The sequence below is a fragment of the Phenylobacterium glaciei genome (assembly GCF_016772415.1).
In the GTDB taxonomy this organism is placed as follows: Bacteria; Pseudomonadota; Alphaproteobacteria; order Caulobacterales; family Caulobacteraceae; genus Phenylobacterium; species Phenylobacterium glaciei.
In genome coordinates this window covers 99365-125169 of sequence record NZ_JAGSGD010000002.1, presented here as the reverse complement: position 1 = coordinate 125169, position 25805 = coordinate 99365, and the positions used below count along the sequence as shown (strand labels likewise).

At 68.3% G+C, this 25805-nt stretch carries 25 protein-coding genes; 19 read left to right on the top strand and 6 right to left on the bottom strand.

Annotated elements, in window-relative coordinates; all coding sequences use genetic code 11:
- The first annotated feature begins 310 nt into the window (after window positions 1-310).
- Window positions 311-511, top strand: a complete 201-nt coding sequence (locus tag JKL49_RS19415) for a twin transmembrane helix small protein (RefSeq protein WP_215343087.1) — start codon at window positions 311-313, stop codon at window positions 509-511.
- A 2-nt stretch (window positions 512-513) separates the two neighbouring features.
- The gene (locus JKL49_RS19410; protein WP_215343086.1) at window positions 514-1083 is read left to right on the top strand and encodes a cob(I)yrinic acid a,c-diamide adenosyltransferase; all 570 of its coding nucleotides are present in this window, start codon (window positions 514-516) and stop codon (window positions 1081-1083) included.
- A 114-nt stretch (window positions 1084-1197) separates the two neighbouring features.
- Here JKL49_RS19410 and JKL49_RS19405 read toward each other — a convergent pair whose 3' ends face one another.
- On the bottom strand, window positions 1198-1461 hold the full coding sequence (locus JKL49_RS19405; RefSeq protein WP_215343085.1) for a hypothetical protein: 264 nt from the start codon (window positions 1459-1461) through the stop codon (window positions 1198-1200).
- 150 nt (window positions 1462-1611) lie between these two features.
- Here JKL49_RS19405 and JKL49_RS19400 point away from each other — a divergent pair, with 150 nt between their 5' ends.
- From JKL49_RS19400 to JKL49_RS19375, 6 genes are all read left to right on the top strand, one after another.
- A complete protein-coding gene (locus JKL49_RS19400; RefSeq protein ID WP_215343084.1) occupies window positions 1612-2358 on the top strand; it encodes an electron transfer flavoprotein subunit beta/FixA family protein in 747 nt (248 codons plus the stop codon).
- Window positions 2358-3302: an electron transfer flavoprotein subunit alpha/FixB family protein gene (locus JKL49_RS19395; RefSeq protein WP_215343083.1), complete on the top strand. Its 945-nt coding sequence runs from the start codon at window positions 2358-2360 to the stop codon at window positions 3300-3302. The genes JKL49_RS19400 and JKL49_RS19395 overlap by 1 nt, the downstream gene beginning before the upstream one ends.
- A 209-nt stretch (window positions 3303-3511) precedes the next feature.
- The gene (locus JKL49_RS19390) at window positions 3512-4390 is read left to right on the top strand and encodes a 3-hydroxybutyryl-CoA dehydrogenase (RefSeq protein WP_215343082.1); all 879 of its coding nucleotides are present in this window, start codon (window positions 3512-3514) and stop codon (window positions 4388-4390) included.
- Window positions 4391-4771: 381 nt separating this feature from the next.
- A complete protein-coding gene (locus JKL49_RS19385; RefSeq protein WP_215343081.1) occupies window positions 4772-6430 on the top strand; it encodes a GMC family oxidoreductase in 1659 nt (552 codons plus the stop codon).
- Window positions 6431-6623: 193 nt separating this feature from the next.
- On the top strand, window positions 6624-7886 hold the full coding sequence (gene tipF / locus JKL49_RS19380; RefSeq protein ID WP_215343080.1) for a flagella assembly cyclic-di-GMP phosphodiesterase TipF: 1263 nt from the start codon (window positions 6624-6626) through the stop codon (window positions 7884-7886).
- Between the two features lie 32 nt (window positions 7887-7918).
- A complete protein-coding gene (locus JKL49_RS19375; RefSeq protein WP_215343079.1) occupies window positions 7919-8773 on the top strand; it encodes a TIGR01459 family HAD-type hydrolase in 855 nt (284 codons plus the stop codon).
- A 6-nt stretch (window positions 8774-8779) separates the two neighbouring features.
- Here JKL49_RS19375 and JKL49_RS19370 read toward each other — a convergent pair whose 3' ends face one another.
- Window positions 8780-9250, bottom strand: a complete 471-nt coding sequence (locus JKL49_RS19370; RefSeq protein WP_215343078.1) for a copper resistance protein NlpE N-terminal domain-containing protein — start codon at window positions 9248-9250, stop codon at window positions 8780-8782.
- 112 nt (window positions 9251-9362) lie between these two features.
- On the opposite strand from JKL49_RS19370, the gene JKL49_RS19365 reads away from it, so the two are divergent.
- From JKL49_RS19365 to JKL49_RS19345, 5 genes are all read left to right on the top strand, one after another.
- Complete coding sequence (locus JKL49_RS19365) at window positions 9363-9785, top strand: MaoC family dehydratase (protein ID WP_215343077.1); 423 nt, start codon at window positions 9363-9365, stop codon at window positions 9783-9785.
- A gap of 5 nt (window positions 9786-9790) precedes the next feature.
- Window positions 9791-10726: a bifunctional riboflavin kinase/FAD synthetase gene (locus JKL49_RS19360; protein ID WP_215343076.1), complete on the top strand. Its 936-nt coding sequence runs from the start codon at window positions 9791-9793 to the stop codon at window positions 10724-10726.
- Window positions 10727-10892: 166 nt separating this feature from the next.
- On the top strand, window positions 10893-13805 hold the full coding sequence (ileS, locus tag JKL49_RS19355) for an isoleucine--tRNA ligase (protein ID WP_215343075.1): 2913 nt from the start codon (window positions 10893-10895) through the stop codon (window positions 13803-13805).
- Window positions 13806-13807: 2 nt separating this feature from the next.
- A complete protein-coding gene (gene lspA, locus JKL49_RS19350; RefSeq protein WP_215343074.1) occupies window positions 13808-14293 on the top strand; it encodes a signal peptidase II in 486 nt (161 codons plus the stop codon).
- Window positions 14294-14375: 82 nt separating this feature from the next.
- Complete coding sequence (locus JKL49_RS19345) at window positions 14376-14933, top strand: DUF3035 domain-containing protein (RefSeq protein ID WP_215343073.1); 558 nt, start codon at window positions 14376-14378, stop codon at window positions 14931-14933.
- Here the strand turns inward: JKL49_RS19345 and JKL49_RS19340 are convergent.
- Both JKL49_RS19340 and JKL49_RS19335 read right to left on the bottom strand, forming a co-directional pair.
- Window positions 14914-15288 (bottom strand): hypothetical protein, encoded by a 375-nt coding sequence (locus JKL49_RS19340; protein WP_215343072.1) that lies wholly within the window; start codon window positions 15286-15288, stop codon window positions 14914-14916. The two genes, JKL49_RS19345 and JKL49_RS19340, sit on opposite strands and share 20 nt — an antisense overlap.
- Before the next feature lie 76 nt (window positions 15289-15364).
- Window positions 15365-16300: a TraB/GumN family protein gene (locus JKL49_RS19335; protein ID WP_215343071.1), complete on the bottom strand. Its 936-nt coding sequence runs from the start codon at window positions 16298-16300 to the stop codon at window positions 15365-15367.
- A 57-nt stretch (window positions 16301-16357) separates the two neighbouring features.
- Here JKL49_RS19335 and mutL point away from each other — a divergent pair, with 57 nt between their 5' ends.
- Window positions 16358-18202: a DNA mismatch repair endonuclease MutL gene (mutL, locus tag JKL49_RS19330; protein WP_215343070.1), complete on the top strand. Its 1845-nt coding sequence runs from the start codon at window positions 16358-16360 to the stop codon at window positions 18200-18202.
- A 69-nt stretch (window positions 18203-18271) separates the two neighbouring features.
- Here mutL and JKL49_RS19325 read toward each other — a convergent pair whose 3' ends face one another.
- Both JKL49_RS19325 and JKL49_RS19320 read right to left on the bottom strand, forming a co-directional pair.
- Window positions 18272-18598, bottom strand: coding sequence for a cell division protein ZapA (locus JKL49_RS19325; protein WP_215343069.1), 327 nt, complete (start codon window positions 18596-18598; stop codon window positions 18272-18274).
- Window positions 18599-18601: 3 nt separating this feature from the next.
- The gene (locus tag JKL49_RS19320) at window positions 18602-19018 is read right to left on the bottom strand and encodes a DUF4164 family protein (protein WP_488225850.1); all 417 of its coding nucleotides are present in this window, start codon (window positions 19016-19018) and stop codon (window positions 18602-18604) included.
- A gap of 26 nt (window positions 19019-19044) precedes the next feature.
- Here JKL49_RS19320 and tkt point away from each other — a divergent pair, with 26 nt between their 5' ends.
- The 5 genes from tkt (at window position 19045) to fba (ending at window position 25748) form a co-directional block, all read left to right on the top strand.
- Window positions 19045-21015 (top strand): transketolase, encoded by a 1971-nt coding sequence (gene tkt / locus JKL49_RS19315; RefSeq protein WP_249778352.1) that lies wholly within the window; start codon window positions 19045-19047, stop codon window positions 21013-21015.
- A gap of 11 nt (window positions 21016-21026) precedes the next feature.
- A complete protein-coding gene (gene purT / locus JKL49_RS19310; RefSeq protein WP_215906625.1) occupies window positions 21027-22226 on the top strand; it encodes a formate-dependent phosphoribosylglycinamide formyltransferase in 1200 nt (399 codons plus the stop codon).
- 197 nt (window positions 22227-22423) lie between these two features.
- A complete protein-coding gene (gene gap, locus JKL49_RS19305) occupies window positions 22424-23431 on the top strand; it encodes a type I glyceraldehyde-3-phosphate dehydrogenase (RefSeq protein WP_215343067.1) in 1008 nt (335 codons plus the stop codon).
- A gap of 10 nt (window positions 23432-23441) precedes the next feature.
- Window positions 23442-24632: a phosphoglycerate kinase gene (locus JKL49_RS19300; protein WP_215343066.1), complete on the top strand. Its 1191-nt coding sequence runs from the start codon at window positions 23442-23444 to the stop codon at window positions 24630-24632.
- A 30-nt stretch (window positions 24633-24662) separates the two neighbouring features.
- Window positions 24663-25748: a class II fructose-bisphosphate aldolase gene (gene fba, locus JKL49_RS19295; protein WP_215343065.1), complete on the top strand. Its 1086-nt coding sequence runs from the start codon at window positions 24663-24665 to the stop codon at window positions 25746-25748.
- Window positions 25749-25805: the final 57 nt, after the last annotated feature.

Sequence of the window (25805 nt, the reverse complement as noted above, 5' to 3'; positions counted from 1 at the left end):
TGGGCCACACGGCATTTCTTTGTTCTCTAACCCGTTCGCCGCGGCGCGTCCAAACGAAAGGGTCGATTTTGATCAAGTTCAGCTAACTCGTTCCGCGATACGGGTACTGACGCTGCATCTAGCTCATAGGTTGCGGCGACACGGTGTGACGCAGCGTCGCACGCGCCCGTCTTAGGGGAAATCGCATCGTTGCAGGTCGGAAATCCGACTCGGCGACATATCCTCAATCAGTGAGCGCGCTCGTGTAACCACGTTTCAGGCCGTGATTCGCCGGGTGGTTTTGACGCGCGAGCCGACCTAGATTGCGGCGATGGAACGCGCATTCGACATCCTCATCCCGCTGGCCCTGCTGTCGGTGGTGATCACCCTCTTCATCGGCCTCTATGCCCTGTTCAAGGGCGGCGACTTCGGCCGGTCCTATTCGAACAAGCTGATGCGCCTGCGGGTGCTGCTGCAGGCGATCGCCGTGGCCCTGCTGGTCACCGCCGTCTGGTGGCGGCACCGGGGCTAGCCGTGGTCACCCTCAACAAGATCTACACCCGCACCGGCGACAAGGGTTCGACCCGGCTGGCCACCGGCGCCACGGTCAGCAAGGCCTCGCTGCGGGTGGAGACCTATGGGGCGGTGGACGAGACCAACGCCTGTATCGGCCTGGCCCGCCTGCATACGGTCGGCGAGCTCGACGCGATCCTGGCGCGCCTGCAGAACGAGCTGTTCGACCTTGGCGCCGACCTTTCGACGCCCGCCGCGCCTGATGAGGCGCCAGGCCAGAAGCTGCGCATCCTCGACAGCCAGGTGGCGCGCATCGAGAGCGAGATCGACGCGCTCAATGACCATCTGTCGCCCCTGACCTCCTTCGTCCTGCCGGGCGGGACTCCGGCGGCGGCGGCGCTGCACCAGGCGCGCACGGTGGCCCGGCGAGCCGAGCGGATCGCCGTGTCGCTGATGGAATCTGGGGAGGAGGTCTCAGGCCCCGCCTTCCGCTATCTCAACCGGCTGTCGGACCTGCTGTTCGTCGCCGCGCGCCACGCCAATGACCAGGGCCGCGCCGACGTGCTCTGGGTCTCCGGCGCAACGCGTTAACCTCTCCGCTCGTCCCGGCGACGGCCGGGATCCAGGTCGTAGGTCACGACCTGGGCCAGGAATCCTGAAAGCCACTGATGTATCTGGGTCCCGGCCTTCGCCGGGATGAGCGGATTATTTGACGGCGGCCGCCTTGGCGTTGGCGGCGTTTTCCCTGGCAGCCTTGCGTTGGTCGTCGTTGTTGATCACCCGGCCGGTGATGTCGGAGATCAGCACCGGGTGGGCGCAGGTCCGGCCGCGCCAGTCCCACCAGTCTCCCTTGCTCTCGCAGGCCTGGCCCGGGATCACCCAGCCCACCTGATAGACCACCACCGCCACCACCGAGAGGGCGAAGGCGCTCACGAAAATCAGCATCAGGCGTTTGATCGTTCGGTTCATGATCTTCGTCTTGGCAGGGGTTTAGGACGGCCTATCGGGCCGCCCCGTCAAAATTGCGGCGCTGTGTGGCGGGCCTCGGCTTGCATTGCGCGTCGGAACCGTTATGCCCCAACCGTTCAATTTTTAGCAATTTGAGGCGTTAGCGAAGCCATGAAGGTGCTCGTCCCCGTAAAGCGGGTGATCGACTACAACGTCAAGGCCCGGGTCAAGTCTGACCAATCCGGTGTGGACCTTGCCAATGTGAAGATGTCCATGAACCCCTTCTGCGAGATCGCGGTCGAAGAGGCCGTTCGCCAGAAGGAAAAGGGCGTCGCCACGGAAGTGGTGGCCGTGTCCATCGGTCCGATCCAGGCGCAGGAAACCCTGCGCACGGCTCTGGCCATGGGCGCCGACCGCGCGATCCTGATCCAGACCGACCAGGATCCTGAGCCCCTGGCCGTCGCCAAGCTGCTCGCCGCCATCATTGGCGAAGAGAGCCCCGACGTGGTGATCATGGGCAAGCAGGCCATCGACGGCGACAACAACGCCACCGGCCAGATGCTGGCGGCCCTGCTCGACTGGCCGCAGGCGACCTTCGCCAACTCCATCGAGCTGAACGCGGGCGACGCCAAGGTGGGCCGTGAAGTCGACGGCGGCATCCAGACCCTCGACGTGACCCTGCCGGCGATCATCACCGCCGACCTGCGTCTCAATGAGCCGCGCTACGCCTCGCTGCCCAACATCATGAAGGCCAAGAAGAAGCCGCTGGACGTGAAGGACGCCGCCTCGCTCGGCGTCGACACCGCCCCGCGCCTCAAGGTCATTAAGGTCACCGAACCGCCGAAGCGCGGCGGCGGCATCAAGGTGGAAAGCGCCGCCGACCTGGTCACCAACCTCAAGACCGCCGGGGTGCTCTAATGGCCGTTCTCGTTATCGCCGATCATGACAATGCGTCCCTGAAGGACAGCACCCACAAGACCGTGACTGCGGCGCTCGCGCTGTCGTCCGATGTCGATATCCTGGTGGCCGGGTCCGGCGCAAAGGCCGTCGCCGAGGCCGCCGGCAAGATCGCCGGCGTCCGCAAGGTGCTGCTGGCCGAAAGCGACTCGCTGGGCCAGGGCCTGGCAGAGGCCGTCACCGCGGTCGTGGTTCCCCTGATGAGCGGCTACGACGCCGTCCTTACGCCGGCCACCTCGCAGGGCAAGAACATCAGCCCCCGCATCGCGGCCAAGCTGGACGTCGCCCAGATCTCGGAAATCGTCGAAGTCGTCGACGGCTCCACCTTCGTGCGGCCGATCTATGCCGGCAACGCGCTGGAGACCGTTCAGTCTTCCGACGCCAAGAAGGTGATCACCGTCCGCGCCACCGCCTTCACGGCGGCCGGTGAAGGCGGCTCGGCCTCGGTCGAGAGCATCGGCGCCGGCGACGGCGCGCCCAAGACCAAGTTCATCGACCAGCAACTGGTGAAGTCGGCCCGTCCCGAACTCGCCGGCGCCAAGATCGTCGTCTCCGGCGGTCGTGCCATGGGCTCTGCCGAGGAATTCCAGCGGGTCATCGACCCTCTGGCCGACAAGCTCGGGGCCGCCATCGGCGCCTCCCGCGCGGCCGTCGATGCGGGCTACGCCCCCAACGACTACCAGGTCGGTCAGACCGGCAAGGTCGTGGCTCCGGAACTGTATGTCGCCATCGGCATCTCCGGCGCCATCCAGCACCTCGCCGGCATGAAGGACTCCAAGATCATCGTCGCGATCAACAAGGACGCCGACGCCCCGATCTTCCAGGTCGCCGATTTCGGCCTGGTGGCGGACTACAAGACCGCCGTGCCGGAACTGATGGACGCGCTGACCGCCGCCGGGAAGTAACCGGCAGCCGACATCGCTGAATGATTGAGGGGCGGCTCCGCGAGGGGCCGCCCCTTTTCGTTAGGCCAAATCGCGACGTAACGGCCACAGTCGGACGCCCTGCTCGCGCTGCGCCGCAGCAAAAACCTTGGCGGCGCCGCACATCGGCATGTTAGAAACCCGTCACAAGCGGAGGGGATAGCGCCCCGCATGATCGAGGCTTAGTCGGCATGGTGGATATCAAGTCGGTCGGCGTTATCGGCGCTGGTCAGATGGGTTCGGGCATCGCCCACGTGGTCGCCCTGGGCGGCTATGACGTGCTGCTGCACGATGTGAGCGCCGAGCGCATCGAGACGGGCCTGGCCCAGATCCGCAAGAACATGACCCGCCAGGTGTCGCGCGGCATCATCACCCAAGACGCGATGGACGCCGGCATCGCCCGCATCAAGTCCGCCCCGGAGCTCCAGACCATCGGCGGCGCCGACCTCGCGATCGAGGCGGCCACCGAGAACGAGGAGGTCAAGAAGTCGATCTTCAAGGCGCTCACCCCGCACCTCGGCCCCGACACCCTTTTGGCGTCGAACACTTCGTCCATCTCCATCACCCGCCTGGGCGCGGCGTCGGACCGGCCCGGCCGGTTCATCGGCCTGCACTTCATGAACCCCGTGCCGCTGATGAACCTCGTGGAGATCATCCGCGGCATCGCCACCGACGCGCCCACCTACGAAACCGCCGTCAACTTCGCCAAGTCGCTGGGCAAGACCACCGCCAACGCCGAGGACTTCCCGGCCTTCATCGTCAACCGCGTGCTGGTGCCGATGATCAACGAGGCGATCTACACCCTGTATGAGGGCGTCGGCACGGTAGACGCCATCGATACCGCCCTGAAGCTGGGCGCCAACCACCCGATGGGCCCGCTGGAACTGGGCGACTTCATCGGTCTGGATACGGTGCTGTCGATCATGAACGTCCTGTACGAGGGCCTGGCCGACTCCAAGTACCGCCCCTGCCCGCTGCTGGTGAAATACGTCGAGGCCGGCTGGCTCGGCCGCAAGACCGACCGCGGCTTCTACGACTACCGCGGCGACGTGCCGGTCCCGACGCGGTAGAGCCGCTCTCTGGTTTCCTTCTCCCCTTGCGGGAGAAGGTGGCCCTGCGGAGCAGGGTCGGATGAGGGGTCGAAAAACCTGTACAAATAATCATCCGTCATCCCCGGGCTTGTCCCGGGGACCCATGATCTCCGCCTGGCCGCAGAGGACGCGGCCGGCGTCGTGGAGTATTGATGCACCACGGAGATCATGGGTGGCCGGGACAAGCCCGGCCATGACGATCAAGGGGTGAGCGGATCACGACCCCTCATCCGACCGGTCGCTGACCGGCCACCTTCTCCCGCAAGGGGAGAAGGGCGCATTTGATCACTGGCTCCTGTTTACGGCGGCGCTTCGAATCGACACAACGGGGCCTGAAACCAATCAGGCAGGAGCGCCCCGATGTCCGACACCCCCACCGCGGACTACATCATCGTCGGCGCGGGCTCGGCCGGGTGCGTGCTGGCCAACCGCCTGAGTGCGGACGCCGGCAACACCGTGCTGCTGCTGGAGGCCGGCGGCGACGACCGGCCCACCAGGGAACCCAGCCAGTTCATGTCCAACGTGATGATTCACGTGCCGGTGGGCTACGCCCAGACGCTGAAGGATCCGAAGGTCAACTGGCTCTATCCCACCGAGCCCGATCCGGGCACCGGCGGGCGGGTGCACACTTGGCCGCGCGGCAAGGTCCTGGGGGGCTCGTCCTCCATCAACGGCCTGCTCTACATCCGGGGCCAGCAGGCCGATTATGATGGCTGGCGCCAGCTGGGCTGCGAAGGCTGGGGCTGGGACGACGTCGCCCCCTATTTCAAGCGCTCGCAGCACCAGGAACGCGGAGCCAACGAACACCACGCCGTGGGCGGGCCGCTCAACGTCTCCGACGTCACCACCAAGCACGCGGTGTCCGACGCCGTGGTGGAGGCCTGTGTCGAAGCCGGCATCCCGCGCAATGAGGACGTCAACGGCGAGAACCAGGAGGGGGTCAGCTACTACCAGCTGACCGTCAAGAACGGGCAGCGCCACTCCGCTGCGGTGGCCTATCTGCACCCGGCCATGGGCCGCGCGAACCTGAAGGTCGAGACCCGCGCCCTCACCACCAAGGTGATCTTCGAGGGCAAGAAGGCCGTCGGGGTCGAGTATCTCCAGGATGGCGTGCGCAAGATCGCCAAGGCCCGGCGCGAGGTGATCCTGGCCGGCGGGGCGATCAACTCGCCGCAACTGCTGCAGCTGTCGGGGGTCGGTCCCGGCGAACTGCTGCGCGACCACGGGATCGAGGTGATCGCCGACCTCCCCGGTGTCGGCGAGAACCTGCAGGACCACTATGTGATGGGGGTCACCTACCGGCTGAAACCCGGCACGATCTCGGTCAACGAACTGACCAAGGGCCCGCGCTTCCTGGGCGAAATCCTGAAATACGCCTTCCAGCGCAAGGGGCTTCTGACCCTGTCGGCCGCGCACGTCGCGGCTTTCTGCAAGTCTCGGCCCGATCTCTCAGGGCCGGACATCCAGTTCCACATCCTGCCGGCCTCCCAGAACCTGGAAAAGGCGATGAGCGGCAAGATGGAGCTGGACGGCGCCCCGGGCCTGACCATCGCGCCCTGCCAGGTGCGGCCCGAGAGCCGCGGCACGATCCACATCAAGTCGGGCGACCCCACCGTCTATCCCGCCATCGCGCCCAACTACCTCTCCGATCCCCTGGACCAGGAGGTGGCGGTGGCCGGGCTGAAGTGGGCGCGCAAGATCGCCGCCCAGCCGGCTCTGGCCCCCTATATCGACCACGAGATGCTGCCGGGCCCGGACTTCAACAATGACGAGGCCCTGCTCGGCTATGCCCGCATGGCCGGCTCGACCATCTATCACCCGGTGGGGACCTGCCAGATGGGCTATGGCCCCATGGCGGTGGTGGACGCCCAGCTGCGCGTGCGCGGCGTGGACGGCCTGCGGGTCGTCGACGCCTCGGTGATGCCGCGCCTGGTCTCGGGCAACACCAATGCGCCCACCATCATGATCGCTGAGAAGGCGGCCGACATGGTCCTGGGCCGGGTCGCCGCGTCCAATTAGCGCTGGGCGCTCGCGCAATCGTTAATCTGTTCGACTTGCACCGGCGGCGCATCGGATACTCGAAAGCGATTCGGCAGAGCGCGTCAGGGTTAAGTGGGGTCCGGTTAACCCGTCCGACGCGCTCTAACTCTTGGGGCGAGCCTTTTTTGTCCCGTCGAACGTAGGTTTGACGGGAAAAGGCTCGGGCGGGACCATGCGACGGCTCACATTGGCGCTGCTTTCGGGCGCCTATCTCTGTGTTGCTCTGATCTTCGCCCTCCTCATGTGGCGTAACGGGGGAGGCTGGGCGGCTGGCCTCTCCATGCTCGCCGCCGGATTCGCCCTTTGCTACACCTTCCACGGCCTGATCATGCACAGCCTGGAGAACGCCGCCCTGCGCCGGGAGCTGGAGAACATCCGCGAAGCCCAGCGCATCCTGATCGACCAGATGGAGCGCATGGACGCCCGTGTTGTTCAGGTCGTCGAGACCGTCACCGATGACGCCGCCCGCCGCTCCGAGGAACTGACGGGCGAGGTCCACATGCTGGAGGACCTGGTCCAGCGGATGGGCCAGCGGCTGGAAGAACGCATGGTCCAGGCGCCGCCGCTCAGCGCCCGCCACGCCCCGCAGCACCGTCAGTCGGCCGCCCTGCTGGAGACCATCCGCGAGGCGCTGGCCGAGAACCGCGTCGATCTCTACCTGCAGCCGGTCGTGGGCCTGCCGCAGCGCCGGACGGTGTTCTACGAAAGCTTCTCGCGCCTGCGCGACGAGACCGGCCGGGTGATGATGCCCGCCGAATACCTGGCCGTGGCCGAGCCCGAGGGCCTGGTCACCTCCATCGACAACCTGCTGCTGTTCCGCTGCGTGCAGATCGTGCGCAGGCTGGCGAAGACCGACAAGAAGATCGGCATCTTCTGCAACATCTCCACCTCCAGCCTGGCCGACGAGAGCTTCTTCCCGCAGTTCCTCGACCTCCTGGCCGCCAACCGCGACCTGGCCGGCGCCCTAATCTTCGAACTGGGCCAGGCCGCCTTTGACGCGCGCGGCGCGGTGGAGGCCCGCAACATGGGCAAGCTGGCCGACCTCGGCTTCCGGTTCAGCCTGGACAAGGTCGTGGACCTGGATCTCGACTTCCAGGACCTGGCCCGCTCGGACGTGAAGTTCCTGAAGATCGGCGCCCAGTTCCTGCTGGGCCAGCTGGTGGATACCGACGAGGGCCTGGTGCTGAAGTCGATGCCCGACCTGGCGGCGCAGGACTTCGCCAGCCTCACCCGCCGTTACGGCGTCGAGATCATCGCCGAGAAGGTCGAGGAAGAGCGCCAGATCGTCGACATCCTCGAGCTCGACATCGCCTACGGCCAGGGCCACCTGTTCGGGGAGCCGCGCCCGATCAAGGACGCCATCCTGGCCGAGACCGATCCCCCCGCTGAATTCCTGCGCACCAACATGCGCCGGCGCGCCGGCGGCCGGCATTGACCAACTGAGCGGGGGCCGGTACCGCCCGGCGCATGACCGCGCTGATCTCCGGACTCTCCGACCTCGCCGACCGCTATGACGTGATCCTCTCCGACGTCTGGGGAGTGATCCACAATGGCCGGGAGAGCTTCCCCGCCGCCTGCGGGGCCCTGGCCCAATGGGGTGAGACCAAGCCGGTGGTGCTGATCTCCAACTCACCCCGGCCCTCCCACTCGGTGATTCCGCAGCTCGACGAGCTGGGGGTGCAACGCGCCGCCTGGCAGGCCTTCGTCACGTCGGGCGACGCCACCCGGGTGCTGCTGAGCGAGCTGGCCCCCGGCCCCGCGTGGCGGGTCGGCCCCGACCGCGACGCCCCGCTCTATGAGGGGCTGGGCCTGGACTATGCCGACTATGACAAGGCCGCCTTCATCTCGGTGACCGGTCCCTATGACGACGAGGTGGAGGGGCCCGGCGATTATCAGGAACGCTTCGAGGCCTGCGCCAAGCGCGGCCTGGTGATGACCTGCGCCAATCCCGACATCGTCGTGCAGAGGGGTGACCGGCTGATCTATTGCGGCGGGGCGCTGGCCCAGCTCTACGCCCAGCTGGGGGGCAAGGTGCTGATGGCCGGCAAGCCCTATGCCCCGATCTACGAACTGTGCCTGGTGGAGGCCGAACGGCTGCTGGGGCGGCCGGTGGATCGGAGCCGGGTGCTCTGCATCGGCGATGGTTTGCCCACCGACGTGAAGGGCGCCAACGACCAGGGCCTGGACGTGCTGTTTGTCGCCAGCGGCATCCACGGGGCCGAGACCATCGGCGCGGATGGCCTGAACGCGAAAGCGGTGGAGGACCTGCTGGCCGCCGACGGCCTGGCGGCCACCTACGCGATCGCGGACCTGGTCTGGTAGCGGCCCCTACTTCACCCGCTTCAGCGTGCTGGGCAGGGCGTCCGGCAAGGGTTTCATGTCGCCGCCGAGAACCTTCAGCGCCATATCGCCCTCGCGGCGGAAGTGGCGACGTTCGCCTTCCGCCTTTTCCGGGTTGAGCTCGTAGACGGTGGCGTCCTCGTCGGAGGCGTCGCCGCGCAGGGTGCCCCAGATGCCCGTGGTGGTGATCGGCGGGCCGCGGTCGATATAGGTCTCCACCAGACTGTACTTGCCGTCTCCGGAATAGGGCGCGTCGCGGGTCAGGGTCAGCTCGGTGCGGATGCCGGGACAGTCGGCGCAGGGCAGGCTCCCGACGAAGGTCATGACGGTCGTCTCGGGGATGGTTCCGAGCGACGCGGCCGCAGGCGCCTTCGCAGCCGCGACAGCGGGAGTCGCAGGAGCTTTTGGCGCCTGGGGCGAGCAGGCGGCCAGCGCCAGGGCGAGGGCCAAGTATTTCATCGCGGGTCTCCCGATCAGTCCTTGCCAGCTTGGCCGTCAGGTCCGATCTCGTCCAGGGCTTCGCTTGTGGGCGCAAGGCCGCTAAGAAGCGCAACGGCCAGGGGATGCGCGCGTGCAGGGACTGTTCTTCGAAGATCTGAGTGTCGGCCAGAGCGCCGAGACCACCAAGGTCGTCACCGCCAATGACGTGGAGGCCTTCGCCGCCGTTTCCGGCGACACCAACCCCGTCCACCTGGACGAGGCCTATGCGAGGACGACCACTTTCCAGACCCGCATCGCCCACGGCATGCTGTCGGGCGCCTACATTTCCGCGGTGATCGGCACCAAGCTGCCGGGCCCCGGCGCCATCTATCTCTCGCAGTCCATGCGCTTCCGCCGGCCGGTGAAGCTCGGCGATCCCGTGGTGACGCGGGTGACGGTCCAGGCCCTGGACGACAAGCGCGGCCACGCGACGCTGGCCACCGTCTGCCAGGTGGACGGCAAGACCGTGGTGGACGGCGAGGCGGTGATCATGGTCCCGCGGAAGGGCGCCTGACCTCCATGCGTATTGTTCACGACTGGAAGGGCCTGGCCGACAGCGACCGTGGCGCGGCCGTGGCGCTCGGCAATTTCGACGGCGTGCACCGCGGCCACCAGCAGGTGATCGCGCTGGCCGCCAAGGCCGCCGGCGAGCTCAAGGCGCCGCTGGGGGTGGTCAGCTTCGAGCCGCATCCGCGCCGCATCTTCCAGCCCGAGGCGCCCTCCTTCCGGCTGATGCAGCCCGACCAGCAGGCCAGGGCGCTGGCCGATCTCGGCGTCGACATCTTTTACGTCCTGCCGTTCAACCCCGGGCTCGCGGAGATGGCCGACCGCGAGTTCGCTGTTGAGGTGCTGCACGAGGGCCTGGGCGTCCGCGACGTGGCCGTGGGCTTCGACATCTCCTTCGGCAAGGGTCGCACCGGCAGCCCCGAGTCTATGGCCCGCTACGGCGTCGAGCTGGGATTCGGCGTCTCGGTGGCCGAGGCCGTGGGCGAGGGGAACGCAAAGTTCTCCTCCACCGCCGTGCGTGAAGCCCTGCGGGACGGCCATCCCGAGATCGCCGCGCGGGTCCTGGGCCGGCCCTTCGCCATCGAGGGCATGGTGGAGCATGGCCGCCAGCTGGGCCGCACCCTGGGCTTCCCCACCGCCAATGTGGACCTGAGGGACTATGTGCTGCCCCGCTTCGGCGTCTACGCCACCCGAACCCGCCTGCCCGACGGCCGCGAGATCGCCGGCGTCGCCAATATCGGCGTGAACCCCACCATCGACGGGGAGATCGCGCCGCGCCTGGAGGTCTGGCTGTTCGACTTCGACGAGGACATCTACGACCAGGTGATCGAGACCGACCTGGTGGCCTTCTTGCGCGACGAGGCCAAGTTCGACGGCCTCGACCCCATGGTCGCCCAGATCCACGCCGACGCGGCGCGGGCCCGCACCCTGCTGCTGCCGGAGCTGTAGAGCGCAAAGGGCTCGCCCCACGCGCGGGCCTCTGCTATCTCCGCCCGCTATGACCTTGGTTCGGACATTGTCGCGAATTACCCGCCCGGCGTGACGCCGCCGGACGAAGCTCCAGCGCGCGCCGGGATCACCCGCACACTCGTTCCGAACTCCGCTGGAAAGCCCCATGGCCGACGACGCTGACAAGCCCGCGCGCGACTATCGCGAAACCGTCTTCCTCCCCGACACCCCGTTCCCGATGCGGGCGGGCCTGCCGGTCAAGGAGCCCGAGATTCTGGCCCGCTGGGCCAAGCTCGATCTCTACAACACCATCCGCGCCGAACGGCAGGCGGCCGGCGCGCCCCTGTTCGTACTGCACGACGGCCCGCCCTACGCCAATGGCGCGATCCACATCGGGCACGCCCTGCAGAAGACCCTGAAGGACTTCGTGGTCCGCTCGCGTTTCGCGATGGGCTTCGACGTTGACTACGTGCCCGGCTGGGACTGCCACGGCCTGCCCATCGAGTGGAAGATCGAGGAAGAGCTGCGCGGCCAGGGCCGCCGCAAGGACGAGGTCTCCAAGGCCGAGTTCCGCGAACGCTGCCGCGAATACGCCGCCAAGTGGATCGACGTGCAGCGCGAGGGCTTCAAGCGCCTGGGCGTCGTCGGCGACTGGGAAAACCGCTACGCCACCATGGACTATTCGTCCGAGGCGGCCATTGTCGCGGAGTTCCACAAGTTCGTCACCTCGGGCCAGCTCTATCGTGGCTCCAAGCCGGTGATGTGGAGCCCCGTCGAGCGCACCGCCCTGGCCGACGCCGAGGTGGAATATGCCGACGTCAACTCGCCCACCATCTGGGTGAAGTTCCCCGTCGTCGAGGGCAGCGAGGCCGCCCGCGGGGCCAGCATCGTCATCTGGACGACCACGCCCTGGACCATCCCGGCCAACCGGGCGATCAGCTACAACAACGACATCGCCTATGGCGTCTACCTGGTGGAAGCCATGGAAGAGGGGCTGGAGTTCGAGCCCTGGGCCAAGGCCGGCGACAAGCTGATCGTGGCCGACAAGCTGGCCGATGATGTCTTCAAGACCGCCAAGATCGCCAAGACCCGCCGGATCGAGACCTTCGACCCGCAGGGCGTGACCGCCGAGCATCCGCTGGCCGGGTTGGATAGCTACTATCAGTTCGCCGTGCCGCTGCTGGACGGCGACCACGTGACCGACGACGCCGGCACCGGCTTTGTCCATACCGCGCCGGGCCATGGCGCCGACGACTACCTGGTCTGGCTGGCCCACGGCCATCGGGAGATCCCCGAGACCGTCGATCCGGACGGCGCCTATTACGACCACGTGGCCCTGTTCGCCGGCCTCAAGGTGCTGGAGACCGAGGGCAAGAAGGTCGGCAAGTTCGGTCCCGCCAACGGCGCGGTGCAGGAAAAGCTGATCGAGGCCGGACGCCTGCTGGCCCGCGGCCGGGTGGAGCACTCCTATCCGCACTCCTGGCGCTCCAAGGCGCCGGTGATCTACCGCAACACCCCGCAGTGGTTCATCCGCATGGACGAGCCCATCGAGGACAAGGTCCACGACGGCAAGACCCTGCGCGAGACCGCGCTGAACGCCATCGAAGCCACCACCTTCTATCCGGCCGGCGGCAAGAACCGCATCCGCGCCATGGTGGAGAGCCGTCCCGACTGGCTGATCAGCCGCCAGCGCGCCTGGGGCGCGCCGCTCGCCATGTTCGTCGACAAGGAAACGAACCAGCCGCTGGTGGACGCCGACCTCAACAAGCGCATCGTCGACCTGATCGCCGCCGAGGGCGCCGACGCCTGGTTCACCCGGCCGGTGAGCGACTTCCTGGGCGAGCACGATCCCGAGCGCTTCGAAAAGGTCGAGGACATCCTCGACGTCTGGTTCGACTCTGGCTCGACCCACGCCTTCACCCTGGAGAACCGCGCGCACACCCGCTGGCCCGCCGACCTCTATCTCGAGGGCTCCGATCAGCACCGCGGCTGGTTCCAGTCCTCGCTGCTGGAAAGCTCCGGCACGCGGGGCCGCGCGCCCTACGACGCCATCCTCACCCATGGGTTCACCATGGACGAGAACGGCGAGAAGATGAGCAAGTCCAAGGGCAACACCGTCGACCCCGAGGTGGTGATCCGCGAGTCCGGGGCCGAGATCATCCGGCTGTGGGCTTCGATGATCGACTATTCCGACGACAGCCGGATCGGCAAGACCATCCTGGCCACCACCACCGACGCCTATCGCAAGCTGCGCAACACCGTCCGCTACCTGCTGGGCGCCCTGGCCGGCTTCGAGGCGAGCGAGCGGGTGGCGCTGGAGGACATGCCGCCGCTGGAGCGCTTCATCCTGCACCGGCTGCACGAGCTGGATGGCCAGGTGCGAGCCGCCTACGACGGCTACCTGTTCCAGGACGTCAGCCGGCCGATCACCGAGTTCTGCCAGGTGGAGCTGTCGCAGCTGTTCTTCGATATCCGCCGCGACGCGCTGTATTGCGACCAGCCGTCCGCGCTGCGCCGCCGGGCCGCGCGCACGGTGATGGACGCGGTGTTCGAGCGGCTGACGGTGTGGCTGTCGCCCCTGATCCCCTTCACCATGGAAGAGGCCTGGACGACCCGGTTCCCGGACGCCCCCTCCAACTGTCTGCGGGTGTTCCCGGAAACCCCGGCCGCCTGGGCCAATCCCGCAGAAGCCGAACGCTGGGCTAAAATCCAGTCTGTGACCTCGGTGGTCACCGGGGCCCTGGAAGTGGAACGCCGCGAGAAGCGGATGGGCGCGGCGCTGGAAGCCGCCCCCGTGGTTCACATCGCCGATCCCGAGCTGCTGGCCGCCTTCAAGGGCCTGGACGCGGCCGAGCTGTTCCGCACCAGCCAGGCGACGCTGGTCGCGGGCGAAGGTCCCGCCAGCGCGTTCCGCCTGGCCGAGACCCCAGGCGTGGCGGTTGAACCGATCAAGGCCGACGGCAAGAAGTGCGCCCGCTCGTGGCGCATCCTGCCTGAGGTGGGCTCTGATCCCCGCTATCCGGAACTATCGCTGCGGGACGCCGAGGCCGTCGCCGCCTGGGACGCTGAAAGGGCCTGATCATGAAAGCCATCTCCAAATATGGCTGGAGCGCCTATCTGCTGGCGCTCGCCGTCATCGTCATCGACCAGATCTCCAAGCATGCCGTCCTCGGCCTGCTGGGAACCCAGGCGGGCTCAAGCGTGCCGGTCGCCGGGCCCTTCAGCCTGACCCTGGTCTGGAACCAGGGGGTCAGCTTTGGCCTGTTCCGGGCCGACCATGACATCGTGCGCTGGGCGCTCACCGGCTTCTCGCTGGTGGTGGCCATCCTGTTGGCCGGCTGGGCGCGGACGGCGATCCGCCGGCCCATGGCCCTGGGCCTGGGCCTGGTGATGGGCGGGGCCATCGGCAACGCCATCGACCGCATCCGCTTCGGGGCGGTGGTGGATTTCCTCGACTTCCAGCGCCTGGGCTTCTTCCCCTGGGTGTTCAACGTGGCCGACTCGGCCATCACCATCGGCGTGGTCTTCCTTTTGCTCGATTCCACCCGCAAGGAAGCTGCGGCCTGAAAGCGCGTTGGCGCTGCTCGCCGTTTACGGTATCTGACTATCCCATTCCGGCCGGGGGCGGCCAATCGGAGCCTATAAGTTCATGAGCTTGAACCGAGTGATCGTCGCGACCGCCCTGATCGGGATGGTGGGTCTCACCGGCTGCGCCTCGTCCCGCAAGGCGCTGGGCATGACCAAGGTGACTCCCGACGAGTTCCGCGTGGTCTCCAAGGCCCCCCTGGTGGTGCCGCCCGACTATTCGCTGCGTCCGCCGGCCCCGGGTGAACCCCGTCCGCAGGAACTGCAGCCCGAGAGCGCCGCGCGCACCGCCCTGCTGGGCCGCCGCGACGCCGAGGCCCGCTCCGACGGCGAGAAGATGCTGGTGGCCAAGGCCGGCGCCGACAAGGCCGACCCGCTGATCCGCTACGTCGTCGACGACGAGGGCGGCGATCTGGCCCACAAGGAAAAGAGCTTCGCCGACAAGGTGATGTTCTGGAAGGACGGCAAGGCCAACGCCGCGGCGACCGCGGCGGCCGGCGACAATGTCGCCGCGCCGATCGACCCAGCCTCCGAAGCCGCCAAGATCCGCGAAGTCACCGGCGACAAGCCGGTGATCATCGCGCGTGAGCGGAGCACCCGGATCAAGCTGCCCGGTCTCTAGGCCCCGGTCGGCGGTAGCCCTGGAAGGTCAGGACGCCGCCCACCAGGAACAACAACCCGATGACCGCGTAGGTCGATCCGCTCGGCGCAAGCTGCGGCGCGCGCGGTGCGAACATGCGTAACAACCCGACGGTCAGGGCTCCCCAGCCCAGCAGGGTCACGAGCACCGGCCAGCCGCGCGTCCAGACATTGTGGGTGCGTATGATCGCCACGCCGGCAACGAACAGCATCAAGCCGTTCAGATAGACCAGGGTGGGGCTGACCCCGGCCCAGATGTCCAGGTTGAGGGCTTCTGAAGTGGTCATGGCCACCAGGGTGGGCCCTGCCAGACCGGCGATGTGTCTTGAATCGGCCACACGTTATCTCCCAGGCGCGGTTTGCCCGCAGGCTGACGCGCAAGGGCCTGCCTGGCGTTGAGCGAGATCAAGCAGCCTAGTCTTCTCCAGGCGTCTTCACCTCGAACCCCTGCGATTGCAGCTGATCCAGCACACCGCCCTGGGCCAGCAGCGGGCGCAGGGGGACCACGACGATGGCGTGGCCAGGGGTCTTGAGCGCCTTGGCGATGGCCGCGGCCTGATCGGCCTTGAAGCGGCGGTCGAGGGCCAGCGCGCCCGGGGCCGAGGCCAGGCACTTCTCGAAGCCGCGCTCGGCGGCCAGCGCGCCGCGCACATCGCCGTCGGCCCAGGCCTGGGCGGCGCGGCGGGCGGCTGAGGGGCCGGCCTCGGCCTCATCCAGGGCGTCGTCCAGGCAGGCCAGCTGCGCGGCCGGCGGCGTGCGGACCACCTGGCCCAGCAAGCCGCCCACGTCGTAGCTCTTCTCCTCGGTCTTGATCTTCCGCGCCTTGGCCAGGCGGCGGATGGTCTTGGCCGGGTCGGCGGCGGTGAGCTGGCTGGCCTGGCGGTAGTCGTCCACCAGGATCAGGCCGGCGGCGAGGCCGTTCTTCGTCGCGTAGCGCTCAGGCGGCTTGCCGCTGCGGGTGCGCACCGCCACGAACCGGGCCTTGAGCGCCGGCGCCAGGGTGGCCTCGTAGGGCGTTTTCGACCTCAGGCGCAGCAGGTTGATGGCGGCGCCGGGCGCGGTGAGCAGGCTGACGCTCACCTGGTTGAAGGGCAGGATCACCCGGTTTGCGCCCTCCAGCCGCCGGGTCAGCACGCTCTGGTCCCAGGCCAGGGACTTGGGCATGACCGAGGGCGCGCCCAGGACATAGACCACGCTGTCGGCGTCGGAGACCCGCCACCAGGCCGGGCCCGGCAGCCGGGCGGTCACCACCAGCTCCTCCACCAGGACCGCATCGGGGTCGGGGGTCTGGGCCGTGGCGGGCGCGGCCAGCAGGACGGCCGCGAGTGCCAGCGCGCGTGCGAACCTCATCTGCGGCGTCTCCCTGGAATCGCCCTATATATCGGGCTTGAGGATCTAGGCTTCACCATGACCATCCGCCGCCTGCCGCCCGAGACCGTGAACCGCATCGCCGCCGGCGAGGTGGTGGAGCGGCCTGCCAGCGCGGTCAAGGAACTGGTGGAGAACGCCCTGGACGCCGGCGCCACGAGCGTCGAGGTCCAGGCCGACGGTGGCGGCCTGACGCGAATCCTGGTGGCCGACGACGGCAATGGGCTGGCGGCCGACCAGCTGCCGCTGGCCGTCGAGCGCCACGCCACCTCCAAGCTCAGCCCCGACGATGCCGGGGACTATGACCTGCTGCACATCCACACCCTGGGCTTCCGGGGCGAGGCCCTGCCCTCCATCGGCTCGGTGGCGAGACTGTCGATCTCCTCGCGGGCGAGGGGCGAGACCGACGCCCACTCCATCCTCGTCGAGGGCGGCGCCATGGGGGCGGTCTCGCCATCCGGCTTCCCGGGCCCGCACGGCGCGCGGGTGGAGGTGCGCGACCTGTTCTACGCCACCCCGGCGCGGCTGAAATTCATGAAGTCCGAGCGCTCGGAGGCCATGGCCATCGCCGAGGAGATCAAGCGCCAGGCCATGGCCCATGAGGCGGTCAGCTTCGCGCTCGACCTGGATGGCCGCCGCACCCTGCGCCTGCCCGCCGAGAGCCGCGGGCCCGACGGCCGCCTGGCTCGGCTGGCCTCGATCATGGGGCGTGAGTTCCAGGACAATGCGCTGGCCATCGACCAGGAGCGCGACAATATCCGGCTGTCGGGGTTCGCCGGCCTGCCCACCTACAATCGCGGCAACTCGGCCCACCAGTACCTGTTCGTCAACGGCCGCCCGGTACGCGACCGCCTGCTGCAGGGCGCCCTGCGCGGCGCCTATGCCGACTTCCTGGCCCGCGACCGCCATCCGCTGGTGGCGCTCTATCTGGAGCTCGATCCCAGCCAGGTGGACGTCAACGTCCATCCCGCCAAGGCCGAGGTGCGGTTCCGCGACCCCGCCATGGTGCGCGGCCTGATCGTCTCGGGCCTGCGCCACGTGCTGGCCGGCGCCGGGCACAGGGCCTCGACCTCGGTGGCCAGCGAGGCGCTGAGCGGCTTCCGGCCCGGCTACGTCCCGCAACCCTCGGCCCAGGGCTTCTCGGCCTGGCAAATGGGCGGCTGGGCGCAGGCCGCCGCCCAGGCGATCCCCGGCCTGACAGAGGTCTCCGCCCGGTCAGAAACGCAATACGAGCCCAGCAGCTACACCCCCGGCCCCGGCCTGCACGAGGCGCCCGCCGCTTCGGTGGTGTTCGATCCCGTCGACTTCCCGCTGGGCGCCGCCCGGGCCCAGGTGCACGAGACCTATATCGTCGCCCAGACCCGCGACGGCGTGGTGATCGTCGACCAGCACGCCGCCCATGAGCGGCTGGTCTATGAACGGATGAAGGTGGAGATGGCGGGCGGCGGGGTGTCCCGCCAGGCCCTGCTGCTGCCCGAGGTGGTGGAGCTGGATCCCGCCGAGGCCGAGCGCGTGATCGCCAAGGCTGACGAGCTGCTGGCGCTCGGCCTCTCCGTCGAGGCCTTCGGTCCCGGTGCGGTGCTGGTGCGCGAGACCCCGGCCCTGCTGGGGGAGACCGATGTCGCCGGCCTGGTGCGCGACATCGCCGACGATCTGTCGGAGAACGGCCAGGCCCTAGCCCTCAAGGAACGGCTGGAGGAGGTCTGCTCCACCATGGCCTGCCATGGCTCGGTGCGGGCGGGACGGCGGCTGTCGGCGCCCGAGATGAACGCCCTGCTCCGCCAGATGGAGGCCACCCCCCACTCGGGCCAGTGCAACCACGGGCGGCCCACCTATGTGGAACTGAAACTGGCCGACATCGAGCGTCTGTTCGGGCGGCGGTAGAAAACTAGCAATCGTCATCCCCGGGCTTGTCCCGGCCATGACGACCAAAAAGTGGGATGAGCGGCGCCGTTACTCCGCCGCCAGCTTCTCGATGCGCTTGGCGGCGTTGTCGAGGGCGAGCGTCGCGCGGACCTCGATGCGGGCCTGATCCGACTGCATGCGGGCGAGTTCGGCCTGGACCGCGCCCAGTCTCGCCTTGGCGTCGGAGAGCTCGTCGGCCAGCAGCAGGGCGCCCATCAGGAAGAGGCGGGTGTCGCCCAGCTGGCCCATGTCCTGGGAGACCTGGCGGACCTGGCGGTCGAAGATGCGGGCCAGTTCGATCAGGTGCTGTTCCTGGCCGTCCTCGCAGCCGACGGTATAGGGGCGGCCGTTCACCTCGATGATCATCTGGGCCATGGCCTAGACCTCTTCGTTTTCTTCGGCGGGGATGGGTCCGTCGTGGTCGGCCAGCGCCGCCTGGATCTCGGCGATGGCGCGGCCCAAGGCCGCAGACGCCTCGGCCCCGGCGTCCTCCAGGGCGCGCTCACGGGCGCGGGCCTTGTCCAGTTCGTCGGCGAGCTTGGCCCGGTCCTGGTCGAACAGGCCGCCCGGCTCCTCGCCGGCCTGCGGCGCGCGCGCGGCCAAGCGCTGTTCCAGCTGGGCGACCGCGCGATCCAGCCGCTTGGCGGCCTGGTCGAGGGCGCTATCGCCCGCAGACTCCCGGTTCATTCGACGCTCCGAAGGTGTGACTGTTAATCTATAGACCGGGGTAGGCTCACGCCGGAACCCGTCACGTTCCTTGACCCGATGTTGCGTGCGTGCGACCCCGCCCGCAATTCCCGTTCAGACTCACCGGAAGCTCCATGCCCGCACCGCTCCAGACCATGGCCGACGCGATCCGCGTCCTTTCCATGGACGCCGTCGAACAGGCCTCCAACGGTCACCCCGGCATGCCCATGGGCATGGCCGACGTGGCCACGGTGCTCTGGACCAAGTTCCTGAAGTACGACGCCACCAAGCCCGACTGGGCCGACCGCGACCGTTTCGTGCTGTCGGGCGGGCACGGATCGATGCTGCTCTACAGCCTCCTGCACCTGTCGGGCTTCAAGGCGGTCAGCATGGACGAGCTGCGCAACCTGCGCCAGTGGGGCTCCAAGACCCCGGGCCACCCGGAAGTGGGCCACACGCCTGGCGTCGAGACCACCACCGGACCCCTGGGCCAGGGCCTGGCCACCGCTGTCGGCATGGCCATCGCCGAGCGCCGCATGGCCGCGCGCTTCGGCGAGGACCTGGTGGATCACCGCACCTGGGTCGAATGCGGCGACGGAGACCTCATGGAGGGCGTCAGCCATGAGGCCATCGGCATCGCCGGCCGCCTGAAGCTCGCGAAGCTGACCGTGCTGTGGGACAACAATTCCATCACCATCGACGGCGACGTCTCCTTGTCGGACGCCACTGACCAGGTGGCCCGCTTCAAGGCCGCCGGCTGGGCGGTGAAGTCCATCGACGGCCACGACATGGGCCAGATCCGCCGGGCCATGGCCTGGGCGATCAAGCAGGACAAGCCCAGCCTGATCGCCTGCGCCACCAAGATCGGCAAGGGCGCGGGCACCCTGGAGGGCAGCCACGCCACCCACGGCAATGCGCTGGGCAAGGCCGAGGTGGCCGCCACCCGCGAGAAGCTGGGCTGGGCCCACGAGCCCTTCGTGGTGCCCGAGGACGTCTACAAGCCCTGGCGCGCCGCCGGCCGCCGCGGCGGCAAACAGCGCCGCAAGTGGGAACAGACGCTGGCCGCCTCCAACTACCGCGACGACTTCACCCGCGCGGTGAAGGGGGACCTGCCCGCCGACGCCTTCGAAAAGATCGACGCCCTGATCGCCGAGGCGGTTCAGACCAAGCCGGGCGCGGCCACCCGCCAGCACTCCGGCGCGGCGCTCACCGCGCTCTTCCCCAACATCCCGGAGATGGTGGGCGGCTCGGCCGACCTCACCGGCTCCAACAACACCCTGGTGAAGGGCACACTGGCCTTCGACGCGCCCGCCTATGAGGGCCGCTACATCAATTTCGGCATCCGCGAGTTCGGCATGGCCGCGGCGATGAACGGCATGGCCCTGCACGGCGGGGTCATCCCCTATGCCGGCACCTTCATGGTGTTCTCCGACTACAGCCGCCCGGCGATCCGTCTGGGGGCGATCATGGGCGCCCGGGTGATCCACGTGATGACCCACGACTCGATCGGGGTCGGCGAGGATGGTCCCACCCACCAGCCGATCGAGCACCTGGCCGCCCTGCGCGCCATGCCGGGCCTGAACGTGTTCCGCCCCGCAGATCTGGTGGAGACCGCCGAGTGCTGGAAACTCGCTGTCGCCCGCAAGGACGGCCCGTCCCTGATGGCCCTGTCGCGGCAGAAGACCCCGGCGGCGCGCACCGTGGCGTCGTCCGAGAACCTGTCGGCCAAGGGCGCCTATGAGCTGGCGGCCGCCGACGGCGCGGCCCAGGTGACGATCTTCTCCTCCGGCACCGAGGTCGGCGTGGCCATGGCGGCGCGTGAGTTGCTGCAGGCCGAGGGGATCGCCACCCGCGTGGTCTCCACCCCCTGCTGGGAACTGTTCGCCGCCCAGCCCGCCGCCTATCGCGAGAGCGTCTTGGCCAAGACCACCGTCCGCGTCGCCGTCGAGGCCGCCGCCAGCTTCGGCTGGGAGCGGTTCATCGGCGAGGACGGGGTGTTCGTCGGCATGCAGGGCTTCGGCGCCAGCGCCCCGGCCGACCGCCTCTACAAGGAATTCGGCATCACCGCCGAGGCCGTCGCGGCGGCGGCGAAGTCCAAGCTCTAGGGATCATCACCATGCGCCTCGGCACGCCGCTTTCGCCCTCCGCCGTCAAGGTGATGCTGCTCGGCTGCGGGGAACTGGGCAAGGAGGTGGCGATCGAGCTGCAGCGGCTAGGCTGCGAGGTGATCGGGGTGGACCGCTACGCCGATGCGCCGGCCATGCAGGTGGCGCACCGGTCCCACGTGATCGCCATGACCGATGCGGCGGCTCTGCGCGCGCTCGTCGAGCTGGAGCGTCCGCACCTGATCGTGCCGGAGATCGAGGCCATCGCCACCGACGAACTGGTGCGGATCGAGGCTGAAGGATTGGCCACCGTCATTCCCACGGCGCGCGCCGCCCAGCTGACCATGAACCGCGAAGGCATCCGCCGGCTGGCCGCCGAGGAGCTTGGCCTGCCCACCAGCGCCTACGCCTTCGCCTCGACGGAGGTCGAGCTGGCCGCCGCGGCTGAGGGCGTCACGGGCTTCCCCTGCTTCGTCAAGCCGGTGATGAGCTCGTCGGGCAAGGGCCAGTCCTATGTCGAGCGCCCCGACCAGATCGCGGCGGCCTGGAAATACGCCCTGGAGGGCGGCCGGGTGGAGCAGCCCCGGGTGATCGTCGAGGGCCGCGTGGACTTCGACTTCGAGATCACCCAGCTCACCGTCCGCTACCGTGGCCCCGAAGGAACCATCGAGACCGCCTTCTGCGACCCTATCGGACACCGGCAGGTGAAGGGCGACTATGTGGAGAGCTGGCAGCCCCAGGCGATGAGCCCTGCCGCCCTGGACCGCGCCCGCGACATCGCCGCCACCGTGACGGGATCACTCGGCGGCCTGGGCCTGTTCGGGGTCGAGCTGTTCGTGAGGGGCGACGAGGTGTGGTTCTCCGAGGTCAGCCCCCGGCCCCACGACACCGGCCTGGTGACGCTGGCCACCCAGGTGCAGAGCGAGTTCGCCCTGCATGCCCGCGCCATCCTCGGCCTGCCCGTCGATGTCACCCTGCGCGAGCCGGGCGCCAGCGCGGTGATCTATGGCGGGGTCAAGGCCAAGGGGGTGGCCTTCGAGGGCGTGGCCCACGCCCTGGAGGTTCCCGGCGCGGATCTGAGGCTGTTTGGCAAGCCCGAGGCCTTCGAGCGCCGCCGCATGGGCGTGGCCCTGGCGCGGGCCGCCGATACCGACCTGGCGCGCGCCAACGCCAAGCTCGCCGCCGATCGGGTCTCGATCGTCCTCGGCTGAGGCTTCCGGCTATAAAGTCATATTATTAGGCCGTATTGCCAAGCTTTCGGCCAAAGACCGGGCGATGACGTCGCGGAATCAGCGGGTCGACACACTTTGCGGCAAGACTTGATCGGTCCAGGGGTTGACTTAGCGCCCTCCAGCCCGAAAAACCGCCCCCAAATCCAAGTATAAGCTCAGCTCTAGAGGAGATCTCCATGACCGTCCGCGTCGCCATCAATGGGTTCGGCCGCATCGGCAGGAACATCCTGCGCTCGATCGTCGAACATGGCCGCACGGACATCGAGGTCGTGGCGATCAATGACCTGGGTCCTGTCGAGACCAACGCCCACCTGCTGCGCTACGACAGCGTGCACGGCCGCTTCCCCGGTGTGGTGACCACCGGCGAGGACTGGATCGACGTCGGCCTGGGCAAGATCAAGGTCACGGCGATCCGTGATCCCAAGGACCTGCCGCACGCCGCCCTGAACGTCGACATCGCGTTCGAGTGCACCGGCATCTTCACCACCAAGGAAAAAGCCGCCGCCCACCTGACCGCCGGCGCCAAGCGCGTCCTGGTCTCGGCCCCCTGCACCGACGCCGACAAGACCATCGTCTATGGCGTCAACCACGACACCCTGACCGCCGCCGACCTGGTGGTCTCCAACGCGTCCTGCACCACCAACTGCCTGGCGCCGGTCGCCCACGTGCTGCAGGAGCTGTGCGGCATCGAGCGTGGCTACATGACCACCATCCACTCCTACACCGGCGACCAGCCGACCCTGGATACGATGCACTCCGACCTGTACCGCGCGCGGGCCGCGGCCATGTCGATGATCCCCACCTCGACCGGCGCCGCCAAGGCTCTGGGCCTGGTGATCCCGGCCCTGAAGGGCAAGCTGGACGGCTCCTCGATCCGCGTGCCGACCCCCAACGTCTCGGTGGTGGACCTGACCTTCGTGCCCACCCGCACCACCACGGTCGAGGCCATCAACGCCGCCTTCGAAGCCGCCGCGAACGGCGCGCTCAAGGGCGTGCTGGCGGTGACCAAGGACCCGCTGGTCTCCATCGACTTCAACCACGCCCCAGCGTCTTCGACGGTGGCCCTGCCCCAGACCCAGATCGTCGACGGCGGGCTCTGCCGCGTGCTGAGCTGGTACGACAACGAGTGGGGCTTCTCGACCCGCATGAGCGACACCGCGCTCGCCATGGCGAAGCTGATCTAGGGATCAGACCGTGGCATTCCGAACCCTCGACGACGCCGACCTGAAGGGCCGACGCGCCCTGGTTCGTGTGGACTTCAATGTGCCGATGCACGAGGGCGAGGTGTCGGACAACACCCGCCTGCGCGCCGCGGTCCCGACGATCGAGACGCTGCGGGCCGGCGGGGCAAAGGTGATCCTGCTGGCCCACTTCGACCGGCCCAAGGGCAAGGTGGTCCCGGCCATGAGCCTGGAGCCCATCGCGCCGGCGCTCGCCAAGGTGCTGGGAGCGCCCGTCGCCTTCGGTCCCGACTGCGTGGGCCCGGCGGCGGCCTCGGCCATCGCGGCCATGAAGGACGGCGACGTCCTGCTGCTGGAAAACGTCCGCTTTCATGCGGGCGAGGAAGCCAACGACCCGGAGTTCGCCAAGGCGCTGGCCGCTAACGGCGATCTCTATGTGAACGACGCCTTCTCCGCCGCCCACCGGGCGCACGCCTCCACGGCGGCCCTGGCCCACCTGCTGCCGGCCTATGCGGGCGAGCAGATGCGGCTGGAGCTCACCGCCCTGGACAAGGCGCTCGGCCATCCCGAGCGGCCGGTCATGGGCATCGTCGGCGGCTCCAAGGTCTCCAGCAAGCTGGATCTGCTGCGCAACCTGGTCACCCGGCTGGACAAGCTGGCGATCGGTGGCGGCATGGCCAACACCTTCCTCTACGCGCAAGGCCACGATGTGGGTCTGTCCTATTGCGAGAAAGACCTAGCCGAGACCGCGCGCGACATCATCCGTCTGGCCGGGCAGAACAACTGCAAGCTCTTCCTGCCGCTGGACATCGTGGTCGCCGAGACCCTGGCCCCCGGCGCCGCGGCCCGGGTGCGCGGCCTGGGCGAGGTGGACGAGCACGAACGCATCCTGGACGCCGGGCCCGAGACTGTTGAACGGCTGTGCCGGGCCATGGACAACTCCAAGACCCTGATCTGGAACGGCCCCCTGGGGGTCTTCGAGATACCGCCCTTCGACAAGGGCACGGTGAGCGCGGCCCGTCACGCCGCCGCCTTGGCCAAGAGCGGCAAGCTTGTGGCGGTGGCCGGTGGTGGTGATACAGTCGCGGCTCTGAATGTCGCCGGCTGCGCGGACGATTTTACTTTCGTGTCGACCGCGGGCGGCGCGTTTCTTGAATGGATGGAAGGCAAGGAACTGCCCGGCGTGGCGGCTCTCGCCAACTAGACTGACGATTTTGAGGGAGCACGGGGACACATGGCCCGGGTCACACTGAGACAACTGCTGGATCACGCGGCCGAGCAAGGCTACGGCGTGCCCGCGTTCAATATCAACAATATGGAACAGGCCCTGGCGATCATGGAGGCCGCGGAGGCCACCGACTCGCCGGTGATCATGCAGGCGTCGCGCGGCGCCCGCTCCTATGCCAACGACATCGTGCTCAAGCACCTGATCGACGCCATGGCGGAACTGTACCCGCACATCCCGATCTGCATGCACCAGGACCACGGGAACAACGAGGCCACCTGCGCCACGGCGATCCAGTACGGCTTCACCTCGGTGATGATGGACGGCTCGCTGATGGCCGACGGCAAGTCGCCCGCCGACTACGACTACAACGTCAAGGTCACCCGCAACGTGGTGGACATGGCCCACTGGGTCGGCGCCTCGGTCGAGGGCGAGCTCGGCGTGCTGGGCAGCCTTGAGACCGGCATGGGCGAGAAGGAAGACGGCCACGGCTTCGAGGGCAAGCTGGGCCATGACCAGCTGCTGACCGATCCGGACCAGGCCGTCGCGTTCGTGAAGGCCACCGAGGTCGACGCCCTGGCCATCGCCATGGGCACCAGCCACGGCGCCTACAAGTTCACCCGCAAGCCGGACGGCGACGTCCTGGCCATGGGCGTGATCGAGGAAATCCACCGCCGCCTGCCCAACACCCACCTGGTGATGCACGGCTCCTCGTCGGTGCCGCAGGATCTGCAGGACCTGATCAACCAGTACGGCGGCGAGATGCCCCAGACCTGGGGCGTGCCGGTGGAAGAGATCCAGCGCGGCATCAAGCATGGCGTGCGCAAGATCAACATCGACACCGACAACCGGATGGCCATCACCGCGGCGATCCGCAAGGTGTTCGTCGAGAAGCCCGGCGAGTTCGACCCGCGCGGCTACCTGAAGCCCGCCAAGGAAGCCATGCGCAAGGTCTGCGTCCAGCGCTTCGAGGAGTTTGGCACGGCCGGCCACGCCTCCAGCATCAAGGCGATCCCGCTCTCGGACATGGCCAAGCGCTACGCCTCCGGCGAACTGGCCCCGAAGCTCGGCGTCACGCGCCAAGCCGCCGAATAGACCGTCCGATCAGTCGTCACGACGAGGCCGCCGCTCAGCTGAGCGGCGGCCTTTTCG